Raw genomic sequence first — 12,166 nt, 5'->3', positions numbered from 1 at the left:
AAAAGAGAAATGGCTTGCTACTCGCGTGGCAAGCCATTGGTTTATTTCGCTATTCGCTATTCGCTATTCGCTATTCTTTCGGCCTCTTGTCCACCACGCGCCGCGCCTTTCCGGCCGAGCGTTCCACCCCTTCGGGCTCGCGGATGACCACGGCGGTGCTGATGCCGATCGTGTTCTTGATCGTCTCGACAAAGCGCTGCGCGTGTTCGGTGAGACCTTCGCCGTCCCAATGTTCGGCGCGTGCTTCGGCGAGCACGGTCATATGATCCATGCGGCCTTCGCGGGTGAGCTCGATCTGGAAGTGGCCCGAGCACCACTCGGTCGCCAGCAGCGCCTCCTCGATCTGGCTCGGGAAGACGTTGACGCCGCGCAGGATGATCATGTCGTCGGAGCGGCCGGTGATCTTCTCCATCCGTCGCATGCCGGGGCGCGCAGTACCGGGCAAGAGCCGCGTGAGATCGCGGGTGCGGTAGCGGATGATCGGGAAAGCTTCCTTGGTGAGCGAGGTGAATACCAGTTCGCCCGACTCTCCGTCGGCGGCGGGCTCGCCCGTCTCGGGGTTGATGATTTCGGGCAGGAAGTGGTCTTCCCAGACGTGCAGCCCGTCCTTGGTCTCCACGCATTCCTGCGCGACGCCGGGGCCGATCACCTCCGACAGGCCGTAGATGTCGGTCGCCTGCATGTCGAAGGACCGTTCGATCTCTTGGCGCATGGCATTCGTCCAGGGTTCCGCACCGAAGATGCCGAATTTGAGCGACGTGGAGCGCGGATCGATGCCGGCCTTGCGGAATCCGTCCAGGATGGCGAGCATATAGCTCGGCGTGACCATGATCACGTCAGGACGGAAGTCGACGATCAGCTGGACCTGCCTCTCCGTCATGCCGCCCGACATCGGCACCACGGTGCAACCCAGCCGCTCGGCGCCGTAATGGGCGCCGAGGCCGCCCGTGAACAGGCCGTAGCCATAAGCGACATGGACCATCATGCCGGGCCGCCCACCGGCGGCGCGGATCGAGCGCGCCATCACGTTCGCCCACATGTCGATGTCGGCCTTGGTGTAGCCGACCACGATGGGCTTTCCGGTCGTGCCGGACGAGCCGTGGATCCGGACAAGCTTCTCGCGCGGCACGGCGAATAGGCCGTAGGGATAGTTGTCGCGCAGATCCTGCTTCACCGTGAAGGGGAACTTGGCGATGTCGGACAGGTCGCGGAAATCAGAGGGGTGGACACCCGCGGCGTCGAATTTCTGCCGGTAGAAGGGCACATTCTCATAGGCGTGGCGCAGCGACCAGGCGAGCCTTTCGCGCTGCAGGGACTGCACCTCGTCGCGCGAGGCGCGCTCGACCGGATCGAGACTTCCGAGATTCATGTCTTCGGGATTGAATGCCGGCAGCGCCATTGGTGTTCTCCTCCCTGGTCCGTCGAGCCGGGGCTGGTCAGGCCTCGGCCTTGTCGATGAAAGAGCCGCCGACCGTGCGGGAATGCCCGCGGAATTCGGCGACGATCTCGCCGCCGGCCCGCACGGTGACGTCGTAGACGCCCGAGCGCCCGAAGCGCGTCACTTCGCGTGCCTCGGCCACCAGTGTCTCGCCGAGCCGGCCGGGCCGGATATAGGTGATGCTGCAATGAGCGGCGACCGTCGTTAGGCCATGAGAATTGCAGGCGAAGGCGAAAGCACTGTCGGCCAGGGTGAAGATGTAGCCGCCATGCGCCGTCGCATGACCGTTGGTCATCGCCTCGCCGACGCGCATCGACAGCGTCGCGCGGCCGGGTCCGACCTCGACGATTTCCATGCCGAGGTCCTGGCTGGCGCGGTCCGCCGCCCACATTGTGTCGGCGGCGCGCCGTGCCGTGGCTTCGGGCGAGGGGTCTTCGCGGTTCACTCGGGTTTCCCCGTGAATGCGGCCGGCCTCTTCTCCATGAAAGCGCGTACGCCTTCGGCATAATCCGGCGTGCGGCCGGCACGCCGCTGGAGATCGCGTTCGAGGTCGAGCTGGGTGTCGAGATCGTTGGCCGCCGAGGCGTTGAGCGCCTCCTTGGCGAGAGCGAGGCCCTGCGTCGGCTGGGTCGCCAGATGGGCGGCAAGCGCCTCGGCTTCGGCCATGAGCGCCTCGTCGTCCACGACCTTCCAGATCAGCCCCCAGTCCGCCGCCTGTTCGGCCGACAGCGGCTCGGCCAGCATGACCAGCGCGCGTGCCCGGGCGTCGCCGATGAGGCGCGGCAGGAAGAAGGTGCCGCCGGAATCGGGCACCAGCCCGATCTTGGAGAAGGCCTGGATGAACCTGGCCGAGCGCGCCGCCAGCACGATGTCGCAGGCGAGCGCGATATTGGCGCCGGCGCCGGCCGCGACGCCATTGACGGCGCAGATCACCGGCTTGCGCAGCGCGCGGATGCGGCGGACGAGTGGATTGTAGAAGGTTTCGAGCGTATGGCCGAGATCGGGCGGGCCGTCGGATTTGACGCGGTCGGAGAGGTCCTGGCCGGCGCAGAAGCCGCGTCCGGCTCCCGTCAGCAGCACGGCCCGGCATGTCTCGTCCGCTGCCGCCTCGTCGAGCGCGGTGGCGAGTGCCCGGTGCAGGTCCTCGTTGAAGGAATTCAACCGATCGGGTCGGTTCAGCGTTATGATCGTCCAGCCGGGGCGGCGGTCCACCAATAGAGTTTCCGTCACCTTTGTCCTCCCATTGCACGCATTTTCGCGTAAGGTACTTGAATTAACCGATCGTTCGGTCAATAATTGATCAATGCATCGCTTTTGTCAACCGGCAAAGGCGTCGGAGGAGCCCCGCAGCGGTGGAGATGGACACATGCCCGAGATCCTGAAGAGTTATGTCGAGGACCGCTGGTTCGCGCCGGAAGCCGGCCTCGTGGACATCGCGAGCGCGATAGACGGCCACGTCGTCGCGCGCACCTCGACGTCGGGCATCGATTTCGCTGCGGTGGTCGCGCATGCCCGCAATGTCGGTGGACCGGCGCTGCGGGCGCTGACCTTCCATCAGCGGGCCGCGATGCTGAAGGCGATCGCCGAACATCTCACCGCGCACAAGGAGGAGCTCTACAAGATCGCCGCCGACACCGGTGCGACCCGGCGCGACAACTGGATCGACATCGACGGTGGCATCGGCACGCTTTTCGCTTTTGCGTCGCGCGGTCGGCGCGAACTGCCGAGCGAGCGTTTCGTGATCGACGGAGACACCGAAGGCCTGTCGAAGGGCGGCAGCTTCGTCGGCCTGCATGTGCTGACGCCGCTTGCCGGCGTCGCGGTACACATCAACGCCTTCAATTTCCCCGCCTGGGGCATGCTGGAGAAGCTCGCACCGGCGATCCTGGCCGGCGTGCCCGTCATCACCAAGCCCGCCACCCAGACAGCCTATGTCGCCGAGGCGGTGGTGCGCCTTATCGTCGAGGCCGCGATCCTGCCGGCGGGCGCGCTGCAGTTCCTGGCGGGGTCGACCGGCGACCTGCTCGACCATCTGACCGGCCAGGACGTCGTCACCTTCACCGGCTCGGCTGAGACGTCCGACCGGCTGCGCAGCCACAAGGTGATCTCTGAGAAGGCGGTGCGCTTCGTCGCCGAGCGCGATTCGCTCAATGCAGCCGTGCTTGGGCCGGATGCCGTGCCCGGCACGCCCGAATTCGACCTTTTCCTCAAGGAAGTGACCCGCGAAATGACCGTCAAGGCCGGGCAGAAATGCACGGCCATTCGTCGCGTCATCGTTCCGCGCCAGCAGCAAGCCGCCGTCGTCGACGGTCTGAAGGCGGCGCTCGCCGCGGCCGTCCCCGGCGATCCGCGCGACGAGGCTACCCGCCTGGGTGCGCTTGCGTCGACCTCGCAACGCGCTGCCGTCTGCGACGCGGTGCGGGAACTCGCGACCGAGGCCGAGATCGTTTTGGGCAGCGCCGATGCGCCCGACGGCGCGGGCGCCTTCCTGGCGCCGGTGCTGCTTGTCGCGGCCAATCCGCTCGATGGCGACAAGATCCACCATGTCGAGGCCTTCGGTCCTGTGGCGACGGTCATGCCCTACGATACACTCGACGACGCGGTCGCGCTGGTCGCCAAGGGCGAGGGCAGCCTCGTCGCTTCGGTCTTCACCTATGATCCCGCCGTGGCCGACCGACTGATATTCGGCATCGCCCCCTGGCATGGGCGCCTGCTGATCGTGGACCGCGATTGCGCCAAGGAATCGACGGGACACGGCTCGCCGCTTCCCGCGCTGGTCCATGGCGGGCCGGGCCGGGCCGGTGGCGGCGAGGAGTTGGGCGGGCTGCGCTCTGTCTTCCATTATATGCAGCGCACCGCGCTGCAGGGTTCGCCGCAGCGGCTGGCGACACTCACCGGCCGCTGGACCAAGGGCGCCGCCGCACCCACTACGGCCGAACATCCGTTCAAGCGCAATTTTGAAGGGCTCGCCATCGGCGATACGGTCGAGACGCCGGCGAGGGAGATCACCCTGGCCGACATCGAGCATTTCGCCGATTTCACCGGCGACAAGTTCTACGCCCATATGGACGAGGCGGCGGCCCGCGCCAATCCGTTCTTCCCCGGCCGCGTGGCCCATGGTTATCTCATCCTCTCCTTCGCCGCCGGCCTTTTCGTCGATCCGGCGCCCGGACCGCTGCTCGCCAATTACGGGCTCGACAATCTGCGCTTCCTGAAGCCTGTCTCGCCCGGCGATGCGATCCGCGTGCGGCTGACCGTCAAGGAGAAGCGTGCCGCCCGCGCACCCGAATATGGTGAGGTACGCTGGGACATCGAGGTGTTCAACCAGAACGACGAGACGGTCGCCCGCTACGACCTGCTCACCATGAGCGCGCGCCGGGCTGCTTAGACTGCCGGGCGGCCGATATTTGAATCTACGCATCGGCCCGAAAATCTCGTATGATTTTCGGGCCGATGCGTAGAATTGGAGCATAGTCACGGTAGAAGCTTGTGAAGCTGCGATGGCGGCTGTTGGCAGTACTCTAATGCAGGGGGACACTCTCTGATCGTCGCGCTGCCCCTCATCCGGCTGCCGCCACCTTCTCCCCGTGAACGGGAGAAGACTGCCTGCCGCGATCGCGGCACGCGTTCGGCATACTCGACGGTTGGCGAAACGGTTGGAGACATCGGTCTTCTCCCCGCTTGCGGGGAGAAGGTGGCGGCAGCCGGATGAGGGGCGGCGCGCTGGTCGAATTTCGAAAACCGTTTGCACGACGCCCGCGCTGAAGACGACACTGCGTTGACAAGATTGAAGCCCGGTTCAGGGGCCCGGAGGATAGGATGAAGCGTCGAACCAGGAACGGACTGCGGATCGTGCTTGGTTTGGCGATTGCATATCTGCTCGTCGCGTATTTCATCGTGCCGGAAATCTGGGTGTTTCGAGATGCATCGCGCGTGTCGGACTTCGGCGACATGGTCACGCATACGGAGCAGGACATCCCTGGCGATCCCATCAATGTCGGGCTGGTCGGGACAAAGGAACAGGTCATTCGCGCATTCGCCGCAGCCGACTGGGATCCGGCCGACAAGATCACGCTGCGCTCTTCCATCGACATCGGTCTCAGCGTCGTACTCGATCGACCCGACCTGGACGCGCCTGTCAGCCCTCTGCTTTACGAGGGGAGGAAGCAGGATCTTGCTTTCGAAAAGCCTGTCGGACACAGCGCCGACCAGCGCAATCATGTCCGCTTCTGGCTAACCAAGAACCTCGGTAGCGACGGTCGTCCGATTTGGCTCGGTTCGGCCAGCTTCGACCGTGGCGTCGGGCTCAGCCATGACACCGGCCAAATCACCCATCACATCGGCCCCGATGTGGACGCTGAACGAGACCTCGTCATCGGCGACCTCATGAAGGCAGGACAGCTTTCCTCCAGCTACGAGATCCCCGGAATAGGCGCCACCAGAGACGGCCGCAACGGCGGTGGCGATCCGTATTATACGGACGGCAAGGCTCTTGTCGGGGTGTTGAAATAACATCGGCCCTTTGGGTCGACAAGCGCTTCGTGCGTTCCAATTCGTTCAGCCCCCTATCTGCCCGATCATCTCGCGCAACAGATCGAAAGCGGGGTATTCTCCAGATTTACCGGGGTTCACCGCGTAACTTGACGGCCAATCCATTGGGCTGGTGACGAAAACCACCGTCGTTTCCCAAAAGGACAATATCTTTTAAGCACGATGCCAAGTAATATTGACGTAAGGTAATGCAGCGTCGCTGCATCGCCGGATATCGATACGCCAATATTGCCACGAAACTCTCGCGCGGAGTGGATGGATGACGGTACGCGCGCCGGAGTTCGCGCCTTCTCTCGGGCAAGCTACGCGAACTTACACATTCGAAACCGGGCTGACGAAACCGGCCCGGCTCCCAGGCAAAACGCCATCATCGATGAGGGAGACGAGCGACATGAAAGCAGCAACAGAAATGTTCATCGGAGCGGCGATGTCAATCAGCGCCGCCTTGCTGGGCAGCACAGCAATCGCCCAAGCGCAGGAACAGGCCAAGCCAAACATCCTGTTCATCATGGGCGACGACATCGGCTGGATGCAGCCGAGCATCTATCATCAGGGTCTGATGGTGGGCGAAACGCCCAACATCGACCGCATCGGGCAGGAGGGCGCGAAGTTCATGACCTACTACGCCGAGCAGAGTTGCACTGCCGGGCGTACTGCCTTTATCACCGGCATGCAGCCGGTGCGCGTCGGCATGGTCCTGCCGGAAATTCCCGGAAGCCCATCCTACCTGCGGGCCGGCACGCCTCACCTCGCCAGGTTCCTGAACGATCTCGGCTACTCGACCGGTGAGTTCGGCAAGAACCATCTCGGAGATACCACCGAATCCCTGCCGACGGCACACGGGTTCCAGGAATTTTGGGGCTACCTCTATCACCTCGACGCCATGCAGGGTGTGAGCTTCCCCGACATCAACAAGACCCCAACCGAACAGGGGATCGCACCACCTTGCATGAATACACCGATCCCAGGCCTGGCTGAGGTTCCGGGGGCTGTCGATCCAAAGACCACGACCTGCCTGACGCCGCCGCGTCCGATGCTCGCGTGCGCATCCTCCGACGGAACCCCGGCAAATCAATCCTGCAAGGACGAGGGTCCGCTGACGCTGGAGCGGTCAAAAACCATCGACGAGGAAATCTCTGCCAAGGTCGTCGACTTCCTCGACCGAAACGACCCGAAGAAGACCGACAAGCCGTTCTTCGTCTGGTACAACCCGGCCCGGATGCACATCACGACGGTGTTGCCCGACAAATATCTGAACATGGTCGGCGAACCTGGCGGCAAGGACTGGGGTGTCAACGAAGCGGGCATGAAGCAGATGGACGACAACATCGGCGTCGTCCTGAAGAAGCTGGAAGACATGGGCCAGCTCGACAACACGATCGTCGTCTTCACCACCGACAACGGCGCCGAGACGATCACTTTCCCCGACGGCGGCACCACCCCGTTCAAGGGCGGCAAGCTCAGCACCTGGGAGGGCGGCATGCGTGCGCCGCTGGTCGTGCGTTGGCCTGGGCACATCGAGCCCGGCACGGTCAAGAACGACATCTTCTCGTCGCTCGACTGGGTGCCGACGCTCGTGAATATCGCCGGCGGCCCGAAGGGCGACGAGCTGAAGAAACAGATCGAGGCGGGCACGTATCCGAGAGTCGTCAAGACCACGCTCGACGGGATCGATCAGCGCGACTTCCTGGAAGGGAAGTCGCCATCCGCGCGCGACCACTTCTTGTACTATTCCGGCAAGGAGCCGTCGGCGGTCCGTTACAAGAACTGGAAGATGTATTTCGCGATGGTCTCCGACGACCCAGCTGGCTTCATTGCCGGAGTGATGCCGTATTCGTGGACGCAGGTCGTCAACATCAAGCGCGACCCGTTCGAAACTTCGGTCGGTCAACAGATCAAGACACTCTTGAGTGCTTTTCTAAAGTTGGGGCGTCCCGCCCTTAGACGTTCTTCGCCCGTATGTGGCGGGCATCAGCGGCCCGTCGCCGCCGATCCGCGCAACTTTCTCCAGCCTATCGGCTCAGTTTCTGCTCACTTGCTCCCGATTTTGCCCTCGATTTCCTGATTTTGGACGCAGCCTTCCCCTCAGGCCGTGCCGGCCTTGACGAGAACGAGCGCCCGTTTGGCATTTATCGCGCAGGCGACAAGCTGCAGATGGCAGTGGTTGCGCGCCAGGCCGAGATAGCGAACCCGGGCCATGCCGTACCAGTTCTTCATCGTCGCGTTGGTCCGCTCGATGCCGGCCCGCACGCTGGCGGCGACCTTGTTCATCCACTTCTGCCAATTCGGCTGCTGCTTGCCCCGCTTGGCCTTGTAGGCAATCCGGTCCTTGATGCCTCGATCCGCCAGTTCGTCGCGCAGCGCCTGACTGTCATAGGCCTTGTCGGCGTAATAGGCCTCTTCGTCACCTTGAATGAGCACAGCGCCCATCTGGCTGTCATGCAGATCGGCCGAGCTCATCTCCGCCTGGCGTATCAGCCCGCTCTCCGCGTCGCCGGCGAGATGGGCCTTGTAGCCGAAATAGGTCTTGCCGTGCTTGTGCGTGAAGCCTGCATCCGGATCGCGCGCCGACACCTGGCCCTTCTCGTAGTCGGGCCTGGCCACCGCCGCCGAGATGATGGTGGCGTCAACCAGCGTGCCGCGCCTTACCAGAAGACCGCGCCCTTCCAACTGCCGGTTCAATTCGGCAAGCAGCTTATCTTGAAGCGCCAGTTCGACCAGCCTCTGGCGGAAGCGCCAGATCGACATGTGGTCCGGTGTCTTTTGATCGAGCGGAAACCCACAGAAGCGGCGGAACGACAGCCGGTCGGCCACCGCTTCTTCCGCCGCCGGATCGGACAGGCCGTACCATTGCTGCAAGAGCGCAATCTTGAACATTGCTATCGGCGGGTAGCCGGGCGCCCCCAGAGCATCGTTATGGATTTCCCGGAACAGCACCTCGAAAGCCGACCAATCGATCAACTTCTGCACTTCTTCCAGAAACTTGTTACCCCTGCTCACGTCACGCACCAATGCATCGGCGAGTGAAGGTTGCGCCAAGTTACGACGAGACATAGCCGAATCAATCCTAACTTTTCTCTATTGAATCATAGAGTTGGGACTTTTGAAAAGCGCTCCTCTTCGGTATGGCCGGCGCCATCGCGTCACCGTCCACCGCGTATGTCTATGACTGGAACATCCTGCCCATCGGCCAGCAGTTGTGGCTGAAGCATCTCGAGACCTACATCGACTTCCCGCCGCTTCAGGACCCTGCAAGCTACAATCTGGAGCAAGTGATGCAGCAGGTCCGCGATATGAAGACGGGTCACGACTGACGCGCCTCCCGGCATACGACGCGGCGGGGCGGCCGAAATGGCCGCCCCCGAACTGATCCGCTGTGGATCGCTCCGAACTTCGCGGGTACGCAGCGGAACCACTCTCTCGAAGGCGTCTGCCGTTGCCGCGGCGGCAACTCGGTAGCAACTGACAAGGAGACACGGCATGAGAGTGTTCCATCATTTCGAGCTCAGCCGTTGCCGACTGTTTCTGACGTTCGTCGCGATGCTGGCTCCGATCACTGTCGCCTGCTCGGGCTTGACGGCGCGCGCGCAGGATGGCCCATTGCCGTCGTGGAACGACGGGACGGCAAAGCAGGCGATCGTCGAGTTCGTAACGGCGACAACCAAGGAGGGCAGCGCGACCTTTGTGCCGCCTGGCGAGCGCATCGCCACCTTTGACCAGGATGGAACACTCTGGGTCGAACACCCGATGTACAGCCAGGTGATCTATTGTCTGGAACGGGTCCCGGCCGTCGTTGCCGCCAAACCGGAACTCAAGGAGGTCGAGCCCTTCAAGACGGTGCTGAGCGGCGACCGCGAAGCGATAGCCAGGCTGCCGATGGCGGATCTCGAGAAGATCCTCGCCGCCACGCTGACAGGGATGACGGTCGATCAGTTCAACGCCGAGGCTGCAAAGTGGCTGGCCACGGCGAAGGACCCGCGCTGGAGGCGTCCCTATACCGAACTGACCTACCAGCCCATGCAGGAGGTTCTCGGCTACCTGCGTGCCAATGGCTACAAGACCTACATCGTCACCGGGGGCGGCCAGGATTTCGTCCGCGTGTATTCCGAGGCTGCCTACGGGATTCCGCCGGAGCAAGTGGTCGGGACAGCCGGGGGAACCACCTACGGCTATGACAAGGATGGCAAGCCGACCCTGACCAAGGACCCCAAGCTTCTCCTGAACGACAACGACGCCGGCAAGCCTGAAGGCATCCATCTGATGATCGGGCGCCGGCCCGTTGCAGCGTTCGGAAACTCGACCGGCGACAAGCAGATGCTGGAATACACCGAAGCAGGAGAAGGGCCGCGGCTGGCCATGCTGGTGCTCCACGACGATGCCGAGCGCGAATATGCCTACGGGCCGGCGCAGCAGCTTCCCGAGACCAAGGTGGGAGCGTTCACACAGGAACTCTACGACGACGCGATGAAGAACGGCTGGGTCGTCATCAGCATGAAGAAAGACTGGAAGAGCATCTTCGCGGACTGACCGAAGCGGCTGGGCCGCGGCCATTTGCAACAGGCATCGACCGGACGCTTGGGCGCATGCAGGGCTACGTCCGCTATGTAGGGAGATGAAGCATGACACACAGAACTCTTATCCTTCTTGCCGTGCTTGCCGGAAGCCAGTGGTTTAGCTTGAATGGTGGCCTCGCGCAGGAGGCCGATGCCAAACCGCATGTTCCCCTTCAGAAAACGATAGGCCAGGTCACGCCGACCGGCCCGGTTCCCTCGCTTTTTGTGCTCAACTCGGCCGGCGCAAAGCTCGAGGGCAACAAGCTGACCATGACCGGCGTTGCGCCGAACTCGATCGTTTTCGCCGATCGCCCGGTGCGGGCAGCAGGGCATGTCACCACCGAGCAGTTCATCATGCAGTGGGACGAAGGCAAGGACAACTTCATCAAGGATCCGCCCAATGCGACCATTTCGGTCCTCGGCGGCGACGGCTCCAAGGTCGAGGATGCCGTGGTAACCTTGATGAAGCCGTTGCTCGAAGCCGGCAACCTGACCTTCGAGGTTGCGGTTCTTGAGGGAAGCCTGAGCGGAGGCAGTGGACCCGCCGCGCTGTTTATTGATCGTGGCGGCGGCTTCGGCGGAGGCGGCTTTGGCGGTGGTGGCCATGGTTTCGGCGGAGGCGGTTTTGGCGGTGGCGACCGCAGCTTCGGCGGCTTCCATGACGACTTCGCCGGCGATCGATTGGCTGGCGACTATCGACGCTTCCCTGACGATCGATACGCGGTCGACCGATACGGCGTCGATCACTACTGGCACGCGCCCGTCTATCATGGCGCGTGGTACGCCGGCGGGCTGGCAACAGGTGCCGCGATTGGTGCAGCCGCGGCAAGTCGCTACTATGGCGCGTACCCTTACGCTTACGGGCAATGCGGATATTATCCGTATCCGCCTTGCTACTAGGGCGAGAACCGGAGGATAAGAGTGCTCGTCCTAGCCAACAAACGGCGTTCGTCAAATAAGGAGATGATAATGGCTTTCGTCCGCACAGCATGTCTTGGGTTGATCGTCGCACTGGCCTCACTCGACGCAAGTGCCCAGAACTCGACGCAGATCGGCACGCTGTCATGCGATGTGTCTCGCGGAATCGGCTTCTTCGTGGTCGAAAAGCAGACGCTTTCGTGCGTTTTCGAAGACGGCAAAGGCAATGTCGAAAACTACACCGGCTCAATTGATCAGTTCGGCGTCGCGATCGGCGAGGTTGCAGCCGGGCATCTGGTCTGGGGCGTCGTGGCGGCGACACGCGGCCTTCCGCAGGGCGCGCTTGCCGGCACCTATGCTGGAGTGGGCGCCAACGCATCGCTCGGCGCCGGCGGTGGCGCCAATGTTCTCGTCGGTGGCAGCAACCGCGCATTCTCCTTGCAGCCGATCTCTGTGGAGGCTCAGAAAGGCATCAACATCGCGGGCGGGGTTACCGCTGTCACCTTGAAGCCTGCCCCTTGAGAACCGAACGGGATCAAAACCACGAGGCTGACAAACAGCAGCTTGGAGGCCATTCCGCGCGCCTATCGAAGTGATGCTCGGAGTGGCCCAAATGGACTGAGGCATTTGCGCCCGCGTCAGTGGAGGCGCCTCCACTGACGCACGCAGAGGTCCGGCCGAGTCGCGAACTGGCGGAAGGTATTCT

The 12,166-nt window shown here is 63.1% G+C and carries 10 protein-coding genes and 1 pseudogene; 7 read left to right on the top strand and 4 right to left on the bottom strand.

Annotation, left to right across the window (positions count from 1 at the left end; translation table 11 throughout):
- Window positions 1–70 precede the first annotated feature (70 nt).
- Genes paaK through paaG form a run of 3 tightly spaced genes read right to left on the bottom strand, consistent with a single transcriptional unit; the run spans window position 71 to window position 2,668 of the window.
- On the bottom strand, window positions 71–1,399 hold the full coding sequence (paaK, locus tag JN302_RS02100; RefSeq protein WP_202331450.1) for a phenylacetate--CoA ligase PaaK: 1,329 nt from the start codon (window positions 1,397–1,399) through the stop codon (window positions 71–73).
- A 37-nt stretch (window positions 1,400–1,436) separates the two neighbouring features.
- A complete protein-coding gene (gene paaI, locus JN302_RS02095; protein WP_244846166.1) occupies window positions 1,437–1,883 on the bottom strand; it encodes a hydroxyphenylacetyl-CoA thioesterase PaaI in 447 nt (148 codons plus the stop codon).
- Window positions 1,880–2,668: a 2-(1,2-epoxy-1,2-dihydrophenyl)acetyl-CoA isomerase PaaG gene (gene paaG, locus JN302_RS02090; protein WP_202331449.1), complete on the bottom strand. Its 789-nt coding sequence runs from the start codon at window positions 2,666–2,668 to the stop codon at window positions 1,880–1,882. The genes paaI and paaG overlap by 4 nt, the downstream gene beginning before the upstream one ends.
- Window positions 2,669–2,804: 136 nt before the next feature.
- Between paaG and paaZ the strand changes: the two genes are divergently transcribed.
- The 3 genes from paaZ (at window position 2,805) to JN302_RS02075 (ending at window position 8,054) form a co-directional block, all read left to right on the top strand.
- Window positions 2,805–4,826, top strand: coding sequence for a phenylacetic acid degradation bifunctional protein PaaZ (gene paaZ, locus JN302_RS02085; protein ID WP_202331448.1), 2,022 nt, complete (start codon window positions 2,805–2,807; stop codon window positions 4,824–4,826).
- A gap of 431 nt (window positions 4,827–5,257) precedes the next feature.
- Window positions 5,258–5,950 carry an LssY C-terminal domain-containing protein gene (locus tag JN302_RS02080; RefSeq protein ID WP_202331447.1) on the top strand — a complete coding sequence of 231 codons (693 nt, stop codon included), beginning with the start codon at window positions 5,258–5,260 and terminating at the stop codon, window positions 5,948–5,950.
- Between the two features lie 430 nt (window positions 5,951–6,380).
- Window positions 6,381–8,054, top strand: coding sequence for an arylsulfatase (locus tag JN302_RS02075; RefSeq protein ID WP_446720708.1), 1,674 nt, complete (start codon window positions 6,381–6,383; stop codon window positions 8,052–8,054).
- A gap of 20 nt (window positions 8,055–8,074) precedes the next feature.
- Here the strand turns inward: JN302_RS02075 and JN302_RS02070 are convergent, their stop codons facing one another.
- Window positions 8,075–9,043, bottom strand: a complete 969-nt coding sequence (locus tag JN302_RS02070; RefSeq protein ID WP_202328731.1) for an IS5 family transposase — start codon at window positions 9,041–9,043, stop codon at window positions 8,075–8,077.
- Window positions 9,044–9,105: 62 nt separating this feature from the next.
- On the opposite strand from JN302_RS02070, the pseudogene JN302_RS02065 reads away from it, so the two are divergent.
- The 4 genes and pseudogenes from JN302_RS02065 to JN302_RS02050 all read left to right on the top strand — a co-directional run.
- Window positions 9,106–9,303, top strand: a pseudogene (locus JN302_RS02065) (arylsulfatase); the annotation flags it as partial.
- Window positions 9,304–9,469: 166 nt separating this feature from the next.
- On the top strand, window positions 9,470–10,516 hold the full coding sequence (locus JN302_RS02060) for an HAD family hydrolase (protein WP_244846165.1): 1,047 nt from the start codon (window positions 9,470–9,472) through the stop codon (window positions 10,514–10,516).
- 92 nt (window positions 10,517–10,608) lie between these two features.
- Window positions 10,609–11,442 carry a hypothetical protein gene (locus JN302_RS02055; RefSeq protein ID WP_202331446.1) on the top strand — a complete coding sequence of 278 codons (834 nt, stop codon included), beginning with the start codon at window positions 10,609–10,611 and terminating at the stop codon, window positions 11,440–11,442.
- A gap of 69 nt (window positions 11,443–11,511) precedes the next feature.
- Complete coding sequence (locus JN302_RS02050) at window positions 11,512–11,982, top strand: DUF992 domain-containing protein (RefSeq protein ID WP_244846163.1); 471 nt, start codon at window positions 11,512–11,514, stop codon at window positions 11,980–11,982.
- The last annotated feature ends 184 nt before the right edge of the window (window positions 11,983–12,166 follow it).

It is taken from the genome of Mesorhizobium sp. L-8-3 (genome assembly GCF_016756615.1).
Taxonomy (GTDB): domain Bacteria; phylum Pseudomonadota; class Alphaproteobacteria; order Rhizobiales; family Rhizobiaceae.
This window is presented reverse-complemented; position numbering and strand designations above follow the sequence as displayed.